The following is an 18,015-nucleotide window of genomic DNA, read 5'->3' on the forward strand; positions in this document are numbered from 1 at the left end:
TGCCCCGCCGCCCGCGGTGGCACGCGTCGTCGTGGGCCGGCCCGGCCCGGCGGCCGGCCTGCCGCCGATCAGGGACCGTGAGCGTGAGCAGAGCACCGGAAGGAGCACGGACATGGGTGACGGCGACTGGCGGGAAGACCGCATCGGCAGCGCGCACCGGGGCCGGAATCCCACCGTCGTACGCCGCCTCGACGCCGGGTTCGCGGTGATCGGAGACCGGCAGTTCCTCCCCGGCTACTCCGTCCTGCTGACGGACGACGCCGCCGCGACCCGGCTCTCCGACCTGCCCCGGCCCCGCCGGATCGCGTACCTCACCGACCTGGAACGGCTCGCCGAAGCCGTCGAACGCGCCTGCGCGCGACTCGATCCGGCGTTCCGCCGCGTCAACATCGAGATCCTCGGCAACACCGACCCGTACCTCCACGCCCACATCTGGCCCCGCTACGACTGGGAGCCCGCCGACCTCCTTCGAAAGCCCGTCTGGCGTTACCAGGACGCGCAGTTCTGGCGCGGCGGGCGGTACGCACTGGCGCCCCGCCACGACGGGCTGCGGGCCGCCATCGGTGAGGAACTCGACCGGCTCACCCGCAGGTAGGGGCCGGCGGGCTACGAGGCCGCCGTCGCCACCCGCACGCCGAAGGCGATCAGTACCGCGCCCGTCACCCGGTCCAGGGTCCGGCGAACGCGCGGGCGCGCGAAGAAGTGCCGGGCGCGGGAGAGGACGTACACGTACGTGCCCAGCCAGAGCAGCGTCAGCAGGACGTGGACCCCTACGAGCAGCACCATGCCCGCCGCCGGGCGCACACCCACCGGGGCGAGGGTGGGCAGCAGACCCGTGTAGAAGACGGCGATCTTCGGGTTCAGCGCGTTGCCGACCAGGCCGGTGCGCCAGGCGCTCCCGCCGCGCCCGCCCGGTACGGCCGCCACGGCCGGCTCGGCGCCCGGGTGGCGCAGCGACTGCACGCCGAGGAAGCAGAGGTAGCCCGCGCCGGCCAGCTTGACCACCAGGTACACCTCGGCGGAGGCGGCGAGCAGCGCGGCGAGCCCGGCGACCGTGAGGGCACCCCAGAGCAGCAGCCCGGCGGCGATCCCGCCGACCGTGCGCAGCCCGTCGGCGCGCCCGCGCGAGACGGCCTGCTTCGTCACGATCGCCATGTCCGGCCCGGGAACGAGCGTCAGCAGGGCCAGGACACCGGTGGCGGTGAGGAGTTGGGTATACACCCGCCCCACTCTGGCACCTCCGCCCCGATCGCGGCTCGGCTCGCGACCCGCCCCGCGGCTCAGTCCCCCGCGACCAGCGGCTCGACGTACCCCGCCCGCCAGCGCGGCGCCGGATCCTGGCCGGGGCTGGTCCAGTACTCCCTGGCCCCGACGATCTCCCCGTCCCGCACCGTCCACAGCGAGACGGCCCGGTAGACCACGTGGTCCTCGGGTATCTCCACCTCGGTGACGACGAGTTCCCCATCGGCGAGGACGCGCAGGACTTCCACGGACGCCCCGCCCGCGTCCTCGTAGGTGTCACCGCCCACGTCGCCGTCCTCCGCGAGGACGGCGATGAAGTTGGACCGGCCCACGATGCGCTCGCCGCTGACCGGCCACTCGATCACGGCGTCCTCGGCGACCAGCTTGGCGACGCCGTCCCAGTCGCGCGCCCCTATCCGCTCCCACAGTCGTGCCACTACGTCCAACGGCTCCATGTGCGGCAGTCTGCGACGCTCCTGTGACACGCAACAAGCTTTGCCTGCAGCCTTATTGACTTCGACACAATCGGCGCGGCTCCTCCTACCCGGGCGCGTCGAGTGCCTCCAGCGCCGCGGACAGCCGTTCCAAGGTGCGGACCGTCTCCGCGAACGCCTCCTCCCCGAGTTCCTCGGCCAGCCGCTCGGCCAACGCCGCGTGACCCGGGGCGATGCGGGCGTTCGCCGCGCGCCCTTCCTCCGTCGGCCGCAGGAGCTTCGCGCGCCGGTGGGCGGGGTTCGGTACGTACTCGGCGAGACCCTGCGCGGTCAGCAGATCGGCTACGCGCTGGACGCTCTGCCGGGTGATGCCCATGGCCCGGGCGATGCCGGCGACGGGCAGGGGTTCGCGGAGCACCGCGCCCAGCACCTGCCAGCGCGCCGCCGTCAGCCCGGCGGGCCGGGCCAGTTCCTCGGAGACGGCCAGGAACTGGCCGTTCAACCGGAAGACGCCGAGGGCCGTACGGCTCAGCAGGTCCTGGCGGGCGCGTACGGAGAGCTGCGGGGCCGGCCCGGACCCGGGCCCCGGCTCAGGCATCGCTGGGTTCCGCTTCCGCCGCGGCCGTCAGCACCGGGTAAGCGGTGGCGTCCGAGTCGTGGAAGAGGCGGTACCAGGCGTCCAGCACGACCGGCTCGTACACGTCAAGCCGGGCGAAGACCTCGCGCGCGAACGCCACCGGCTCGGTCGGCCCCGCCGTGATGAGGTCGCCGTCCGTGACCGCGTCGGCCTCGACGTAGTCCGGGCCGCCCGCGTAGCCGGGCTGCGCCGCGAGGTACGCGGCGGCGGCGCTCGTGTGCCGGCGCCCGTCCAGCAGGCCGTCGCGGGCGAGGCCGGCCGTCGCGCCGCAGATCGCCGCGACCGGTACCCCCGCCGCCAGGAACTCGCGCGCCTTCGCCGCGAACGGGGCCAGGGTGTCCCCGGCGTCCCACAGCCCGGCGCCCGTGAGGATCAGCAGGGAGGAGTCCTCGGGACGGAGGCCGGCCAGGGCGAGGTCGGGCTGGATCCGGAGCCCGCCCATGGTGGTGACGGGCGCCTCGGCGGCGAAGCCGACCGTACGGACCCGGTGGCCGCGCCGGGTGAGGTGCGCCGTGGTGTGGCCGGTCTCCCAGTCCGCGTACGTGTCGTACACCGCGAGGTGGACCGGCTTGCGGGAGGCTTCCCGCGGCGTGTCGCTCATGGTGCTCGCCTCCTCGAGGGGCAGCGTCCAAGTCCCATATGACAGCAGGCTGTCGTATGGGCAGGGGACTGTCAATGCCCGCCCCGCCCGCAGACAGACTGCCGAGGGCGGACCGCCACCCCCATACAGTCCGCCGATGTCCCGCCCTGCCAGGGAACTCCTAGCGTGACCGTATGACCCCTCATGTCACCGGCGCGGCGGTCAAGGCCGCCGATCGCGCCCACGTCTTCCACTCCTGGTCCGCCCAGGCCCTGATCGACCCCATGGCCGTCGCCGGCGCCGAGGGGTCGTACTTCTGGGACTACGACGGGAACCGCTTCCTCGACTTCGCCTCCCAGCTGGTCAACACCAACATCGGCCACCAGCACCCCAAGGTCGTCGCCGCCGTCCAGGAGCAGGCCGCCCGGCTGTGCACCCTGGCCCCCGGCTTCGCCGTGGACGTCCGCTCCGAGGCCGCACGCCTCATCGCCGAGCGCACCCCCGGCGACCTCGACAAGGTCTTCTTCACCAACGGCGGCGCCGAGGCCGTCGAGAACGCCGTACGGATGGCCCGGCTGCACACCGGCCGGCCGAAGGTGCTCTCCACCTACCGCTCGTACCACGGTGCCACCGCCGCCGCGATCAACCTCACCGGTGACCCGCGCCGCTGGCCCTCCGACACGGCCGCGGCCGGAGTCGTGCACTTCTGGGGCCCCTACCTCTACCGCTCGCCCTTCCACGCGGCCACCGAGGCCGAGGAGTGCGCCCGCGCCCTCGCGCACCTGGCCGACACGATCGCCTTCGAGGGGCCGCAGACCATCGCGGCGATCATCCTGGAGACCGTGCCGGGCACGGCCGGGATCATGACCCCGCCGCCCGGCTACCTCGCGGGCGTCCGCGAGCTCTGCGACCGGTACGGCATCGTCTTCGTCCTGGACGAGGTCATGTCCGGATTCGGCCGGACCGGAAAGTGGTTCGCCGCCGACCACTGGGGCGTCACCCCGGACCTGATCACCTTCGCCAAGGGTGTCAACAGCGGTTACGTACCGCTCGGCGGCGTGGCCATCTCCGGTGCGATCGCCGAGACCTTCGCCACCCGCCCCTACCCGGGCGGCCTGACGTACTCCGGCCACCCCCTGGCCTGCGCCGCCGCCGTCGCGACGATCAACGCGATGGAGGAGGAGGGCGTCGTGGAGAACGCCGCCCGCATCGGCGAGGACGTGATCGGCCCCGGGCTCGCCGACATCGCCCAGCGGCACCCGTCGGTCGGGGAGGTCCGCGGCCTCGGTGCCTTCTGGGCCGTGGAACTCGTACGGGACGAGGAGACGCGCGAGCCGCTCGTCCCGTACAACGCGGCCGGCGCCGACAACGCGCCGATGGCCGAGTTCGCGGCGGCCTGCAAGGCCTCCGGCCTGTGGCCCTTCGTCAACATGAACCGGACCCACGTCGTGCCGCCCTGCACCGTCTCGGAGGCCGAGGCCAAGGAGGGTCTGGCCCTGCTGGACGCGGCGCTCGACGTGGCCGACCGCCACACGACGGCCGGCTAGCCGGCCGCCACGGCACCGGCCGGAGGCGGATGGCCGGTACCGGCCGGTGGCGGCTCGGCGCACCACCGGCCGGTCGACCGATCGGCTCCCGGTCAGCCGGCAGCACACACGACAAGGCCTACGACCGTCCTGATATCGAGCGCTATGTCCGTTATTTGCCTGCCTACCGATCGGTTTCGGCCGCATCGGCTGGCCTAAGGTGTCCGAAGTCCTACCGAGGAGACGGACCCCTATGCCAGGCAGCGGAGCTGTCACCCGCAACACGCTTCGCCAGCAGATAGCGGACGCGCTGCGCGACGAGGTGCTCGCGGCGCGCCTGCCTCCCGGCACCGAGTTCACGGTCAAGCAGATCGCCGAGCAGTACGAGGTCTCCGCGACGCCCGTGCGCGAGGCGCTGGTGGACCTCTCGGCGCAGGGCCTGCTGGAGTCGGTGCAGCACCGCGGGTTCCGGGTGCGCACCTACAGCGTCGAGGACTTCCGGGGCATGGTCGAGGCCCGCATCCTCGTCGTCGACGGGATCTTCCGCCGGCTCGTCGAGCGCGGCACCGCGGTCGGTTCGGCCGAGCTGCTGGTCTCCGTGCGCCGTCGCGCCGAGGAGGCCCGGCGGGCCGCGCAGAGCGGTTCCCTCGACGTGCTGATCGGCTACGACCTGCGGTTCTGGCGGGAGCTGAGCGGGCTGGTCGGCAACACGTACATCTCCGAGTTCCTGCACCGGATCCGGGTCCAGTGCTGGGTCTTCTCGGTGCCCCACCTCCAGCGGGCCACGGCGCAGGAGATGCGGCGGGCCCTGTGGGACGGCCACGGCGAGCTGGTGGAGGCGGTGACGCGGTCCGATGCCGGGGAGGTGCGCCGCATCGTGCACGCGTACAACCAGCACGGGCTGGACTGGGCCGCCGGGTTGCGGCCGATCACCGGGCCGGTCGCGGGCCGGTAGCCGCCGACCCCTTCGCGGAGCGTGTCCGGCGCACTACGCTGGCCCGATCGGCGGCAACGACTGATCGGAGGCCGCGTGGCCTGTGACCTGTGGCTGGTCCCCCTTGTCGACGTGCTGTGCCACAGCCCCGACAACCCCTTCGCGGAAGAGATCGCTTCGTACGACAAGGCGCTGGGCGAGGCGGGTCTCCCGTCCGTCCCGGTGTTCGCCTACATGCCGGGCCTGAGCGGCGACGTCGCTCCCGTGGCCGGCTTCGACTACGACGCCCTGCACTTCCTGCGCCGGGCGTACCTGCTCCAGATCTGCGGGCTGCCGGTGACCCCGGTGGACGAGCTGGGCGGTGACTACGAGCAACTGCTGGAGATGTTCGAGTCCACGGCGCAGCAGTCGCACCTCGTCTGGCACTACGACCACGCGGGGGCCTACGTCCCGGTGGACTTCCCCGCTCCGCTGGCCAACGAGGAGCTGCTGGCGGGGGGCGGACCGCTGGGCTCCGCGCAGGGGCTGCTGCGGGAGCTGGCCTTCGTGGCGCCCGCGATCGGGATAGATCCCGGCAATCCGCCGGCCGCGCCCGCGCCGCCGGGCCGGCCGACCTCGCTGGAGGAACCGGCGGGGCCGATCCCGTACGACGACAGTCCCTTCGCGCGGGAGCGGCACGTGTGGCTGGGGCTGCACGCGGCGGCGACCCGCAGCCTCGGCCAGGGCTCGATGATCATCTTCAGCTGAGCCCGCGCCGCGCGCCCCCGGACGGGCCTCAGCGGGGCTGTTCCGGGGGCCGCTGGCGCGGCATGTTCGGGCGGGTGCCCGGGGGGAGGGCGAAGCGGGCCGGGGGGACGCCGGGATCGGGCCGGGCGGCCGCGGCGCCCAGGGACTGCATGACCAGCGGGGCCGGGCCGGCCCGGAACTCGACCATCCAGTCCGCCGTCTCGGAGCGCACGAGCTCCGTGATGTCCTCGGAGAACCGGCGCAGGACGGTCAGGCAGCGCTCCGCCGCCTCGCTCGCCGTGCCCTCGGTCGGGCCCAGTACCTCCCGTACGTTCTCCGAGGCCCAGTCGAACTGGAGGGTCTGCAGCCGGCGCTGTACGGCCTGGGCCGTGGCCACGTCCCGCATCCAGCCGGAGGTCAGCCCGAAGAACCGGTCGCAGGCCAGGCAGGCCGCACCGAGCAGCAGGCACAGGTAGCCGTACGAGGACGCCCCCGGGGCGGAGCCCGTCAGCTCCAGCAGCGGCATCGAGGCGCCCGCGACGGCGCCCGCGGCGGCGCCCGCCCGCAGGGTGCGCGCGCCGAGCCGCTTCCGCGCCCGGTCGGCCAGGTACCACTCGGCGGTGCGCAGGGCGTCGGCCTCGACCCGCCGGTAGAGCTCGTCGAGGCGCTCGGCGGGTTCGCCCCAGTCCCCGAGAGGAAACGGCCGGCCGGTCAGGTCGCCGTCCTCTGCGGGATCCCGGGGTGGCCCCTCGGGCTGCATCTCCGGCTGACTCACCGGCACTCCCTCTGCCTGCGCTGACGTGTGGTGGTGCGCGTGTGCGCAATGGTGCGCATGCACTTCCTACCTTCGAATGACGCGCGATGGGCGGCGAATCCCGCGATTTCCGCTCGCAAGGAGGGCTCCAGCAGGTGCGCGCACTCCCGCTCTCTCACTCGAAAGAGTTGGTCCTCACGGCGTAGGGCGCTGCGCGCGGGGAGCACGTAGGCTCGGATTGACCAAGCGTTGAGAAGCGTCCCCAGCTATGGAGTGAGTGCCCAGTGATTCCCGGTGGTGGCCAGCCCGACATGCAGCAGCTGCTCCAGCAGGCCCAGAAGATGCAGCAGGATCTCGCCGCCGCGCAGGAGGCGCTGGCGCAGGCCGAGGTCGAGGGACAGGCCGGCGGCGGTCTGGTGAAGGCGACGGTCACCGGTTCCGGTGAGCTGCGCGCCCTCGTGATCGACCCGAAGGCGGTGGACCCCGAGGACACCGAGACCCTCGCGGACCTGGTGGTCGCGGCGGTCCAGGCGGCCAACGAGAACGCCCAGGCGCTCCAGCAGGAGAAGCTGGGCCCCCTGGCCCAGGGCTTCGGCGGCGGCAGCGGGATCCCCGGCCTCCCGTTCTGACTCCGCCGAGACCCCTCCCCGGAGCCTGTGAGCACAGGTTGCGGCCCTGACAAGCGCAGATGAGCGCAGACATCGAAAGAAGGCAGTCCGTTGTACGAAGGCGTGGTCCAGGACCTGATCGACGAACTGGGCAGGCTGCCCGGCGTCGGGCCCAAGAGCGCGCAGCGGATCGCCTTCCACATCCTGCAGGCCGAGCCCACCGACGTCCGCCGCCTCGCGCACGCGCTGCTCGAAGTGAAGGACAAGGTCCGGTTCTGCGCGGTGTGCGGGAACGTGGCGCAGGAGGAGCGGTGCGCGATCTGCCGCGATCCGCGCCGCGACCCGACGGTGATCTGTGTCGTGGAGGAGCCCAAGGACGTGGTCGCGATCGAGCGGACGCGTGAGTTCCGGGGGAAGTACCACGTCCTCGGCGGCGCGATCAGCCCGATCGAGGGCGTCGGTCCGGACGACCTGCGCATCCGCGAGCTGCTGGCGCGCCTCGCGGACGGCACGGTCACCGAGCTGATCCTCGCCACCGACCCGAACCTGGAGGGCGAGGCGACCGCCACCTACCTCGCCCGCATGATCAAGCCCATGGGCCTGAAGGTCACCCGCCTGGCCAGCGGGCTCCCCGTCGGGGGAGATCTGGAGTACGCGGACGAGGTCACGCTGGGGCGGGCCTTTGAAGGAAGGCGACTTCTCGATGTCTGACGCAACGCTGCACGCCTTGGGCCAGGATCCGGACGACTTCGCCGTCCAGATCGCGGACCAGATCGACTCCTTCATCGTCGCGGTCACCGAGGTGGCCAAGGGCGAGGACCCGGACAGCGCGGTGCCCTTCCTCCTGCTGGAGGTCTCGCAGCTGCTGCTGGCGGGCGGCCGGCTGGGCGCGTACCAGGACGTCCTGCCGGACGAGCGCTACGAGCCCGACCTGGGCCCGGAGCCGGACGTGGACGACCTGCGCGAGCGGTTCGCGTACATGCTCGACCCGGTCGACGTGTACTCGGAGGTCTTCGACCCCTACGAGCCGCGCAAGGCTCCGGTCGCGCACCGGATCTCCGACGACCTCGCCGACGTCGTGGCCGACCTGCGGCACGGGCTGGCGCACTACCGGGCGGGCCGGACCACCGAGGCGCTGTGGTGGTGGCAGTTCTCCTACTTCTCCAACTGGGGCTCGACGGCCTCGGCCACCCTGCGCGCGCTCCAGTCGCTGGTGGCCCACGTACGCCTCGACCAGCCGCTGGACGCCCTCGACGGCCTGGACACGGACGAGGACCTCGCCGAGGACGACCTCGCGGAGCAGGCGGGCGAGGTCATGGCGCAGGAACTGGGCGGCATGGGCCGCGTCTAGCCGAGTCGTCCGCAGGAGGCTGTCCAGCCGCTTGCCCGCAGGAGGCTGGTGACACGGCGATCCTGGGATGAACCCAAAATCTCATGATGTGGTACATGGCGGTCGGATTCCGGGCGCTCGTTAGACTGCGTCACTGACCGCAGTACTGGATTGAGCGAGGAGCGCACGTGGGCCTTGTCGTGCAGAAGTACGGAGGCTCCTCCGTAGCCGATGCCGAGGGCATCAAGCGCGTCGCCAAGCGGATCGTGGATGCCAAGAAGAACGGCCACCAGGTGGTCGTCGTGGTTTCCGCGATGGGCGACACGACGGACGAGCTGATCGATCTCGCCGAGCAGGTATCCCCGATGCCCGCCGGTCGTGAGTTCGACATGCTGCTGACGGCGGGAGAGCGGATCTCTATGGCCCTGCTGGCCATGGCGATCAAAAACCTGGGCCACGAGGCCCAGTCGTTCACCGGCAGCCAGGCAGGAGTCATCACCGACTCGGTCCACAACAAAGCGCGCATCATCGATGTCACGCCGGGCCGGATCCGCACCGCGCTGGACCAGGGCAACATCGCCATCGTCGCCGGCTTCCAGGGTGTGTCGGCCGACAGCAAGGACATCACCACCCTCGGCCGCGGCGGCTCGGACACCACCGCCGTCGCGCTGGCCGCTGCGCTGGACGCCGAGGTCTGCGAGATCTACACCGATGTCGACGGCGTCTTCACCGCGGACCCCCGCGTCGTGAAGAAGGCCCGGAAGATCGACTGGATCTCCTCCGAGGACATGCTGGAGCTCGCGGCCTCCGGCTCCAAGGTGCTGCTGCACCGCTGCGTCGAGTACGCGCGCCGCTACAACATCCCGATCCACGTCCGCTCGTCCTTCTCCGGACTGCCGGGCACCTGGGTCAGCAACGAGAATCCGCAAGGGGACGAGCCGGTGGAGCACGCCATCATCTCCGGAGTCGCGCACGACGTCTCCGAAGCCAAGATCACGGTCGTCGGCGTCCCGGACAAGCCGGGCGAGGCCGCGGCGATCTTCCGCGCGATCGCGGACGCCGAGATCAACATCGACATGATCGTGCAGAACGTGTCGGCCGCCTCGACCGGGCTGACGGACATCTCCTTCACCCTCCCCAAGGCCGAGGGCCACAAGGCCATCGAGGCCCTGGAGAAGGCGAAGGGCGCGATCGGTTTCGACTCGCTGCGCTACGACGACCAGATCGGCAAGATCTCCCTGGTCGGCGCAGGGATGAAGACGAACCCCGGCGTCACCGCCTCGTTCTTCCAGGCGCTGTCCGACGCGGGCGTCAACATCGAGCTGATCTCGACCTCCGAGATCCGCATCTCGGTCGTGACCCGCCAGGACGACGTGAACGAGGCCGTCCGTGCCGTGCACACGGCCTTCGGCCTCGACTCCGACACTGACGAGGCCGTCGTCTACGGAGGCACCGGACGATGACCGGCACCCGGTCCGCCCCGGCCCCGGCGCTCGCCGTGGTCGGGGCGACCGGAGCGGTCGGCTCCGTCGTCCTGCGGATACTGTCCCAGCGCGCTGACGTCTGGGGCGACATCCGCCTGATCGCCTCGCCGCGCTCGGCCGGCCGCGTGCTGGCCGTGCGCGGGCGGGAGACCGAGGTGCTCGCCCTCAACGAGGACGCCTTCGACGGCTTCGGCAAGGGCGACGTGGTGCTGTTCCTGACCCCGGCCGAGGTCTCCGCGCACTGGGCGCCCGCCGTGACGGCGCGCGGAGCCGTGGCCGTGGACCAGTCGGCGGCCTTCCGGGAGGATCCCGAGGTGCCGGTGGTGGTGCCCGAGGTGAACGGGCATGCCGTACGGGTCCGGCCGCGCGGCATCGTCGCGGGCCCCGACTGCGTGACCGCCACCATGATCGCCGCGTTGGGCGCGCTGCACTCCGACTACGGGCTGGCCGACCTGGCCGTGTCCTCGTACCAGGCCGCCAGCGCCGCGGGCCGGGCCGGTACGGAGGCGCTGCGCCGCCAGCTGACGCTGGTCGCCGGGACTTCCCTGGGGGAGCAGCCCGGGGACGTGCGGCGGGTCGTGGGCGAGGACACCGGGCCCTTCGCGGCCCCGCTCGCCCTGAACGTGGTGCCCTGGTCCGGTGAACTGCGCGAGGGCGGCTGGTCCTCGCACGAGCTGGCCGTGCGCTCGCAGACCCGGCGGATCCTGGAACTGGCGGAGCTGCCGATCGCGGTGACCTGCGTACAGGTTCCCGTGCTGGAGGGGCACTCGCTGACCGTGCGGGCAAGGTTCGAGCGCGAAGTGGACGCCGCGCAGGCCCGCAAGACCCTGGAGACGGCGCCCGGAGTGGTCCTCGTGGACGATCCCGCCGCGGGGGAGTTCCCGACGCCGGTGGACGCGGCCGGGACGGATCCGGCCTGGGTGGGCCGGGTGCGGGCGTCGCTCGACGACAGCCGTTCCCTGGAGTTCTTCGTCTGCGCCGACAATCTGCGCAAGGGCGCGGCCCTGAACGCGACGCAGATCTCGGAACTGATCGCGGGTGAATTCGCGCAATTCGCTTTGTAGGATCAATGCCGATCCCTTGATCAAGGTGATGGCCCGACTGCCGCCCTGGACAAACGGGGCGAACGGAAAGATCGGGTGCGCATGACGGGGACGAGGGCGACGGGGAAGGGCCCGACGGAGAAGAGGCCGACGGGAAAGAGGCCGACCGCTCTGCCCGGCGCGTACAACCCCGGCGGGCCGACGCGAGTCCAACGGGCGTGGCAGAGGCATTGCTCGACTTCACCATCGCTGCGGCGCGCACCGCTCCGGCGCGTTGGCGGCCCCCCGCGCCCGGCGGGCCCCCGATGATCCTTCCCGTCCCGCCGACGGGCGTTCCGACGGCGGCGGCCCGGCCGACCCGCGGCGGCCGCGTCCCCGCGCCCCGCGACAGCGCGGAAACCGCCGGGAGCGCGCCGGCCCGGGCCGCCGGGGGGCCCGCGGAGAACGCCGTCGTCGCGGGCACCACCGTCGACCACCTCACCCAGACCTACCAGGCCCACTACCGCTCCCTCCTCGGGCTGGCCGCGCTGCTCCTCGACGACACCGCCTCCTGCGAGGACGTGGTCCAGGAGGCCTTCATCCGCGTCCACTCCGCCCGCAACCGGGTACGGGACCGCGACAAGACGCTGGCGTACCTCCGCCAGACCGTCGTCAACCTGTCGCGCTCCGCGCTGCGCCGCCGCATCCTCGGCCTGAAACTCCTCTCGAAGCCCATGCCGGACATGGCGAGCGCGGAGGAGGGCGCGTACGACCAGCTGGAGCGCGACGACCTGATCAAGGCGATGCGGGGACTCCAGCGAAGGCAGCGCGAGGTACTGGTACTGCGGTACTTCGCGGACATGACCGAGGCCCAGGTCGCCGAGACGCTCGGCGTATCGCTCGGCTCGGTGAAGGCGTACGGTTCGCGGGGCATTGCCGCGCTGCGGGTGGCGATGGAGGCTGCGCAGTCATGAGGGACGACCACACCCCGCGGCCGGCCGGCCCGGACCCCCTGGACCCGCAGCGGCTGCGGGCCCTGCTGAGCGGCGCCGTGCAGGGCCTGGAGCCCGCCGAAGACGCACTGGAGCGGCTGCGGTACGCGGTCCCCGCCCGCCGGACCCGCAAGCGCCGGGCCCTGGTCGGCGCGGCCGCGGCCGTGCTGCTGGCCGGGGCCGTGATCCCGACGGCCCTGCGCATGACCGGCACCGCGAGCAGCGGCGCCACCGGACACTCCGCCATGGCCGGGCACGGCGAGCCGCAGGGCGGCAAGGCCGCCGGCTCGTCCCATCCGCACCAGAACGGCGCCGGGGCACACCCCGAGCCGGCCGGACCCACCGACGGCGGCCGGCAGGCGGGCGGCACCGGCGGCAGCCCCGCCCCCCGCCCGAGCGGCTCGTCCCCGGGCGGCGCGGTCGCGGGCCCGACGGCCGGCGGCGCCTCGGCCGCCTCCCCCGGCACCCACAACCCCCGGCTCCCCCCGCTCGGGGTGGTGCAGGGCCTCCCCGAGTGCACCGCCGGGCAGCTCGGCGTACTGGGCGGCGCCCGCCCGCCCGGGGCCGACGGCTCGGTGTACGGCAGCTTCAAGGTCACCAACGTCTCGGACCGGGGCTGCGTCGCCGCGGGCCCGGACACCGTGACCGCCGCCCCGGCGGCCGGTCCCCCGCCGCCCGCCCTGAGCCCCGCGGTCGCGGTGGTCGGCCACACCGCGGGGGACCCGGCGAGCGGGCTGCTGCCCGACCCGTCCGCGGAGTCACCGGTGGTCGTGCTCCAGCCGAACGCGGCGTACGAGGTCCGGTTCGCCTGGGTGCCCTCGGAGCGTTCCTGTCCCGCGGGGACCGCCGGGCCGTCGGCGAAGCCCGTACAGGGCGGGAGCGGCGCGGCCGGTACGGCGGCCGCCACCGCCCCGGCCGTGACGGCCGCCGATCCGCTGGGCGCCGCCGCGGATCCGGCCCCGACCGGGGTCGAGGTGTCCCACACCCCGTCGGCGGGCGCCCCGACGACGCAGGCCACGATCCCGGCGGCCTGCGGCGGCACCGTCTACCGGACCGGGGTCATTCCCCTGGCGCCGCCGCGGCCGTAGCGGCCGGCCGGGGCTGCTCCGGCAGCAGGCCGGCCTGCGCGTCGCGCAGGCTCTCCACCTCGCGCCGGTAGAACCGGAACCACATGAACAGCACGAAGGCGGCGAAGACGAACCACTCGCCCGTGTAGCCGAGGTTCTGGAAGGCCTTCAGGTCGAGCCCGGTGTTGTCCGGTGCCTTCGCGGGCACCGGGAGCATCCCGTCCGACGGGGTCTGCACGGTCAGCCACGCGTCGTACAGCGGCTCCGGGACCAGGTTCACCAGCGTCGCCGCGCCGATCACCCCGAGCTGCCCGGCGGGCAGGCCGCCCTGCGCGTGCACGCCCTTCGTGCCCGAGTTCTCGGAGGCCTGGAGCGCCCCGGTGACCTCCACCCGGCCGCCGGGCGCGGCCGGTGCCTTCGCCGCGTCCGCGTCGCCCGGCAGCCAGCCCCGGACCACCGGGACGGCCTTGCCGGAGTCGGTCCTGAGCAGGTTCAGGACGTAGAAGCCGCTCTTGCCGTCGAGGTCGCGCTCGGGGACCAGCAGCTGCTTCCCGTACACCCCGGCCGCGGAGGCCAGCCGTCCGGAGGTCTTCTTGTCCACCGGGAGCAGCGAGTCCAGCGGCGCGGCGGCCTGCGCGTCGGGCCGCCGGTCGGTGGCCTCCCGGTGGTCGCCGACGCGGTCCTCGAAGCGGCCGAGCTGCCAGGTGCCCATGAACAGGCAGAAGGGGATGGCGAGCGCGACGAAGACGTTGATCCCCCACCAGCGCGGGGTCAGGAGAAACCGGTGCACCCCACCACCGTACGGGGGGCGCACCGGATCACCGGTGCCGGGTCAGGCGGGGAGGTGCTTGAGGGCGAACTCCAGATCCATCCGGACCTGCTTGATCCGCTCCTCCACGACGAGTGAGCCGTGCCCGGCGTCGTACCGGTACACCTCGTGCACCGCCCCGCGCGCCGCGAGCCGTTCCACGTAGTTGTCGATCTGCCGGATCGGGCAGCGCGGGTCGTTCACGCCCGCCGCGATGTGCACGGGAGCCTTCACCGCGTCCACGTAGGTGAGCGGCGAGGACGCCTCGAACCGCTCCGGGACCTCCTCCGGCGTGCCGCCGAAGAGGGTGCGGTCCAGGGACTTCAGGGCCTCCATCTCGTCGTGGTACGCCGTCACGTAGTCCGCCACCGGCACGGCGGCCAGCCCCACCGCCCAGGCGTCCGGCTGCGTGCCCAGGCCCAGCAGCGTCAGGTACCCGCCCCAGGACCCGCCCGACAGCACGAGCCGCGCCGGGTCGGCCAGGCCGCAGCCGACGGCCCACTCGCGGACCGCCGCGATGTCCTCCAGCTCGATCAGCCCGACGCGGTGCTTGAGGGCGTCGGTCCACTCCCGCCCGTACCCCGTCGAACCGCGGTAGTTGACGCGTACGACCGCGAAGCCGTGGTCCAGCCAGGCCGCCGGGGTGGCGGCGAAGGCGTCGCTGTCGTGCCAGGTGGGGCCGCCGTGGATCTCGAAGACCGTCGGGAAGGGGCCGTCGCCGTGGCCGACGGGCCGCTGCGCCAGCGCGTGGATGCGGCCGCCCGGGCCGTCCACCCAGGCGTCCTCCACCGGGACCGAGCCCGGGGGCCGGAAACCGGGCGGGTCGAGCACGATCCCGCCCGCCGTGGAGCGGATCGCCGACGGCTCGGCGGCCGAGGACCACTGGTACTCCACCGTCCCGTCCGGCCGGGCCGTCGCACCGGACACCGACCCCGGCGGCGTGTCCACGCGTACGAGTTCCCGCGCGGCCAGGTCGTACCGCCACAGCTCGCTGCGCGCCTCGAAGCCGTGGTGGATCAGCAGCGCCGACCCGTCCGGGTACCACTCGGCGCCGACGTCTCCCGGCAGGTCGATCGCCAGCTCCTCCTCGGTGCCGGCCGCCACGTCCCACACCATCGGCTCCCAGCGGCCGCGCCGCTGGTGCCCGACGAGCAGCCGGGTGTCACCGGCGACCGGGGCGAAGCCGAGCACGCCGAGGCCCAGCTCCTCGGTACCGCCCTTGGAGTCGTCCAGCTCGGCGACGGTGGCGCCGTCGAGGGTGACCACGCGCAGCGCCGAGTGCATCGCGTCGCCGTGCTCGGTGTGCTCGATCGCGATCAGGGTCCCGTCCCGGGACAGGTCGCCGACGCCCGCGGACTCGCGGTGCCGGTAGATCAGGGCCGGCTCGCCCCCGCCGGGCCGTACGACGTGGATGCTGGTGCCCTCCTCGTCGGTGGACCGGCCCACGACGGCCGTGCCGTCGCGGCCGATGGCCAGCCCGGCCGGGTACGAGGGCGCCAGGCCGGGGGTCGCCGGCTCGTCGGGGCCGCCCGCGAAGGGCTGGCGCACCCAGGTGCCGAACTCGTCGCCGTCGGTGTCGGAGAACCACCAGATCCATTCGCCGTCGGGGGAGACGGTGCCGTCGGTGGTGCCGTTGGGGCGGTCCGTGGCCTGCCGCTGGACGCCGGTGGCGCGGTCCCACGCGTAGAGCTCGTAGGTGCCGGTCGCGTTGGAGACGAAGAGCGACCGGTCCGGGGCGTCCTCGGCCCATTCGGGCAGCCCGACGCGCGGAGCCCGGAAGCGCTTCTCCCAGTCGGGCATCTCGGGGGACGGTACGGAGGTCACATCGGTGTCGCTGGTCATGGCCCCCACCTTGCCGTACCGGGCGCCGGGATGCCGAGTAGGCCGAACGGGCGCATCGCGGGTGGCGTCCGCGGGCCGCCCCTACGCTGACCTCATGCGGATGATCGTCCGGGGTGCCCGGCTGCTGAACGCGCACGGCCTGTCCGACGTGGAGGTGGCCGAGGACGGACGGATCGCACGGGTCGTCCCGTACGACGATCAGAAGGAACCACCGGCGACCGGTGTGCTGATCGAGGCGCACGGCGCGCTGCTCACGCCCCCCTTCGTCGAACCGCACATCCACCTGGACACCGCCCTGACCGCCGGTGAGCCGCGCCCCAACGCGTCCGGCACCCTCTGGGAGGGCATCGCCTGCTGGAGCGAGCGCAAGCAGACCCTGACCCGCGAGGACGTCATCGCCCGCGCCACGGAGGTGCTGCGCTGGCAGGCGGCCCAGGGCGTGCTGCACGTGCGGACGCACTGCGACATCACCGATCCCGCGCTCACCGCGCTCGACGCGCTGCTGGAGGTCCGCGACCGGCTGCGGGACGTCATGACGCTCCAGATCGTGGCCTTCCCGCAGGAGGGCATCGTCTCCTTCCCGGACGGTGCGGCGCTGCTGCGCGAGGCGGTCCGGCGCGGCGCGGACGTCGTCGGCGCGATCCCGCACTTCGAGGACACCCGGGAGGACGGCGTCGCCTCGCTCGGCACCGCCTTCGCGCTGGCCGAGGAGCACGGGCTGCGCGTAGACGCGCACTGCGACGAGATCGACGACGAGCAGTCCCGGTTCGTCGAGGTGCTGGCCACGCTCGCGCTGCGCTCGGGCCTGCGGGAGCGCGCGACGGCCTCCCACACGACGGCGATGGGTTCCTATGGCGGCGGGTACAGCTTCAAACTCCAGCGGCTGCTCTCGCGTTCCGGGATCAACCTCGTCGCGAACCCGTTCGCCAACCTCAACCTCCAGGGCCGCTTCGACGCCTACCCCAAGCGGCGCGGCCTCACCCAGGTCAAGGAGATGCTGGCGGCCGGCGTGAACGTGGCCTTCGGCCATGACGACGTGATGGACCCCTGGAACGCGCTCGGGACGGCGAACCCGCTGCAGACCGCCCTGGTCGGCCTGTACGCGGCCCAGCTGACCGGCGCGGACGAGATCGCGGTGGCGTTCTCGATGGTGACGGACCGTGCGGCGCGGGTGCTCGGCCTGTCCGAGGCGGAGTACGGCATCGCGGCGGGCGCGCCGGCCTCGTTCCTGCTGCTCCCGGCCGGTTCGCCGCAGGAGGCGATCCGCCGCCAGGTCCGCCCCCGGTACGTCGTCTCGCGCGGCAGAGTCCTCGCCGAGAGCCCGCCCGCGGTGACGCGGCTGCTGTCCTGGCCGGGGCAGGACGGGCCGACGGAAGTGGACTTCACTCGGAAGTAGTACGGCAGTTCGACGGAAACGCCCTACGCTGCGCCCATGACATGGACCTTTGACACCGATGCCGGGCGCGCCGCGCTGGAGATCGCATCCGAGTACGCGGACGCGACCCTGCTGAACCACTCCATCCGCTCGTACGCCTTCGGCGCGTGGTACGCGCGGCAGCACGACCTGACCCATGACGCCGAGCTCTTCTACGTCAGCGCGCTGCTCCACGACCTGGGCCTGACCGCCCCGTTCGACAGCCACACGCTGCCGTTCGAGGAGGCGGGCGGCCATGTCGCGCGCGTCCTGACGGCGGGGCTGGGCTGGCCGCCGGCCCGGCGGGCGCGGGCGCAGGAGGTGATCGTCCTGCACATGCGGGACGACGTCACCGGGGCCCAGGACGTGGAGAGCCACCTCCTCCAGGTGGGGACGAGCGCGGACGTCTCGGGGCTGCGGGTGGGCGAATTCCCCGAGTCCTTCCTCACCGACCTCCTCGCGGAGCGCCCGCGGCTCGGCTTCGGCAAGGCGTTCCTGACCCTGGTCGAGGACCAGGCGGTGCGCAAGCCGGACTGCGCGGCGGCGGCCTACGTGGCGGGCGGCGCGGAGGCCCGGATCGCGGCGAACCCGCTGGACCACCGCGGCTGAGTCCGG

Annotated in this window: 20 protein-coding genes; 13 read left to right on the forward strand and 7 right to left on the reverse strand. The window is 73.1% G+C overall.

The features are described 5' to 3' along the window. Nucleotides 1–112: 112 nt before the first annotated feature. Nucleotides 113–595, forward strand: a complete 483-nt coding sequence (locus ACWGH1_RS02685) for an HIT family protein (protein ID WP_453351809.1) — start codon at nt 113–115, stop codon at nt 593–595. An 11-nt stretch (nt 596–606) separates the two neighbouring features. Here ACWGH1_RS02685 and ACWGH1_RS02690 read toward each other — a convergent pair whose 3' ends face one another. The 4 genes from ACWGH1_RS02690 to ACWGH1_RS02705 all read right to left on the reverse strand — a co-directional run bounded on the left by ACWGH1_RS02690 (nt 607) and on the right by ACWGH1_RS02705 (nt 2,914). After that, nucleotides 607–1,221 carry a LysE family translocator gene (locus ACWGH1_RS02690; protein WP_453351810.1) on the reverse strand — a complete coding sequence of 205 codons (615 nt, stop codon included), beginning with the start codon at nt 1,219–1,221 and terminating at the stop codon, nt 607–609. Nucleotides 1,222–1,280: 59 nt separating this feature from the next. Continuing rightward, the gene (locus ACWGH1_RS02695) at nt 1,281–1,697 is read right to left on the reverse strand and encodes a nuclear transport factor 2 family protein (RefSeq protein WP_453408364.1); all 417 of its coding nucleotides are present in this window, start codon (nt 1,695–1,697) and stop codon (nt 1,281–1,283) included. Nucleotides 1,698–1,782: 85 nt separating this feature from the next. Next, nucleotides 1,783–2,274 (reverse strand): MarR family winged helix-turn-helix transcriptional regulator, encoded by a 492-nt coding sequence (locus ACWGH1_RS02700; RefSeq protein WP_453351812.1) that lies wholly within the window; start codon nt 2,272–2,274, stop codon nt 1,783–1,785. Next, entirely contained in the window at nt 2,267–2,914 is a 648-nt protein-coding gene (locus ACWGH1_RS02705) for a DJ-1/PfpI family protein (protein WP_453351813.1), read from the reverse strand. The genes ACWGH1_RS02700 and ACWGH1_RS02705 overlap by 8 nt, the downstream gene beginning before the upstream one ends. Nucleotides 2,915–3,087: 173 nt before the next feature. Between ACWGH1_RS02705 and ACWGH1_RS02710 the strand changes: the two genes are divergently transcribed. The 3 genes from ACWGH1_RS02710 (at nt 3,088) to ACWGH1_RS02720 (ending at nt 6,100) form a co-directional block, all read left to right on the forward strand. Next, a complete protein-coding gene (locus ACWGH1_RS02710; RefSeq protein ID WP_453351814.1) occupies nt 3,088–4,440 on the forward strand; it encodes an aminotransferase class III-fold pyridoxal phosphate-dependent enzyme in 1,353 nt (450 codons plus the stop codon). A 232-nt stretch (nt 4,441–4,672) separates the two neighbouring features. Then, entirely contained in the window at nt 4,673–5,374 is a 702-nt protein-coding gene (locus tag ACWGH1_RS02715) for a GntR family transcriptional regulator (RefSeq protein ID WP_453351815.1), read from the forward strand. Nucleotides 5,375–5,449: 75 nt separating this feature from the next. Then, on the forward strand, nt 5,450–6,100 hold the full coding sequence (locus tag ACWGH1_RS02720; protein WP_453351816.1) for a hypothetical protein: 651 nt from the start codon (nt 5,450–5,452) through the stop codon (nt 6,098–6,100). Between the two features lie 28 nt (nt 6,101–6,128). Here the strand turns inward: ACWGH1_RS02720 and ACWGH1_RS02725 are convergent, their stop codons facing one another. Next, on the reverse strand, nt 6,129–6,854 hold the full coding sequence (locus tag ACWGH1_RS02725) for an SLATT domain-containing protein (RefSeq protein ID WP_453351817.1): 726 nt from the start codon (nt 6,852–6,854) through the stop codon (nt 6,129–6,131). 263 nt (nt 6,855–7,117) lie between these two features. Between ACWGH1_RS02725 and ACWGH1_RS02730 the strand changes: the two genes are divergently transcribed. From ACWGH1_RS02730 to ACWGH1_RS02760, 7 genes are all read left to right on the forward strand, one after another. Then, nucleotides 7,118–7,462, forward strand: a complete 345-nt coding sequence (locus ACWGH1_RS02730; RefSeq protein ID WP_453351818.1) for a YbaB/EbfC family nucleoid-associated protein — start codon at nt 7,118–7,120, stop codon at nt 7,460–7,462. Between the two features lie 90 nt (nt 7,463–7,552). Then, on the forward strand, nt 7,553–8,152 hold the full coding sequence (gene recR / locus ACWGH1_RS02735) for a recombination mediator RecR (protein ID WP_453351819.1): 600 nt from the start codon (nt 7,553–7,555) through the stop codon (nt 8,150–8,152). Next, nucleotides 8,145–8,792, forward strand: a complete 648-nt coding sequence (locus ACWGH1_RS02740; RefSeq protein WP_453351820.1) for a DUF5063 domain-containing protein — start codon at nt 8,145–8,147, stop codon at nt 8,790–8,792. Before recR ends, ACWGH1_RS02740 begins: the two co-directional genes overlap by 8 nt. Nucleotides 8,793–8,959: 167 nt before the next feature. Further along, complete coding sequence (locus ACWGH1_RS02745; protein ID WP_453351821.1) at nt 8,960–10,234, forward strand: aspartate kinase; 1,275 nt, start codon at nt 8,960–8,962, stop codon at nt 10,232–10,234. Continuing rightward, nucleotides 10,231–11,319, forward strand: a complete 1,089-nt coding sequence (locus ACWGH1_RS02750) for an aspartate-semialdehyde dehydrogenase (RefSeq protein ID WP_453351822.1) — start codon at nt 10,231–10,233, stop codon at nt 11,317–11,319. The genes ACWGH1_RS02745 and ACWGH1_RS02750 overlap by 4 nt, the downstream gene beginning before the upstream one ends. Before the next feature lie 284 nt (nt 11,320–11,603). After that, nucleotides 11,604–12,251: a SigE family RNA polymerase sigma factor gene (locus ACWGH1_RS02755; protein ID WP_453408390.1), complete on the forward strand. Its 648-nt coding sequence runs from the start codon at nt 11,604–11,606 to the stop codon at nt 12,249–12,251. Next, a complete protein-coding gene (locus ACWGH1_RS02760; protein ID WP_453408365.1) occupies nt 12,248–13,357 on the forward strand; it encodes a hypothetical protein in 1,110 nt (369 codons plus the stop codon). The genes ACWGH1_RS02755 and ACWGH1_RS02760 overlap by 4 nt, the downstream gene beginning before the upstream one ends. On the opposite strand, the gene ACWGH1_RS02765 is transcribed toward ACWGH1_RS02760, so the two are convergent. After that, nucleotides 13,329–14,126, reverse strand: a complete 798-nt coding sequence (locus ACWGH1_RS02765; RefSeq protein ID WP_453354274.1) for an SURF1 family protein — start codon at nt 14,124–14,126, stop codon at nt 13,329–13,331. The genes ACWGH1_RS02760 and ACWGH1_RS02765 overlap by 29 nt on opposite strands. 42 nt (nt 14,127–14,168) lie before the next feature. Continuing rightward, complete coding sequence (locus ACWGH1_RS02770; RefSeq protein WP_453354273.1) at nt 14,169–15,986, reverse strand: prolyl oligopeptidase family serine peptidase; 1,818 nt, start codon at nt 15,984–15,986, stop codon at nt 14,169–14,171. Between the two features lie 94 nt (nt 15,987–16,080). Between ACWGH1_RS02770 and codA the strand changes: the two genes are divergently transcribed. Further along, on the forward strand, nt 16,081–17,382 hold the full coding sequence (gene codA, locus ACWGH1_RS02775; RefSeq protein WP_453354272.1) for a cytosine deaminase: 1,302 nt from the start codon (nt 16,081–16,083) through the stop codon (nt 17,380–17,382). Between the two features lie 36 nt (nt 17,383–17,418). Beyond that, complete coding sequence (locus ACWGH1_RS02780; protein ID WP_453354271.1) at nt 17,419–18,009, forward strand: HD domain-containing protein; 591 nt, start codon at nt 17,419–17,421, stop codon at nt 18,007–18,009. The last annotated feature ends 6 nt before the right edge of the window (nt 18,010–18,015 follow it).

The organism is Streptomyces sp. NPDC054883 (assembly GCF_053610645.1).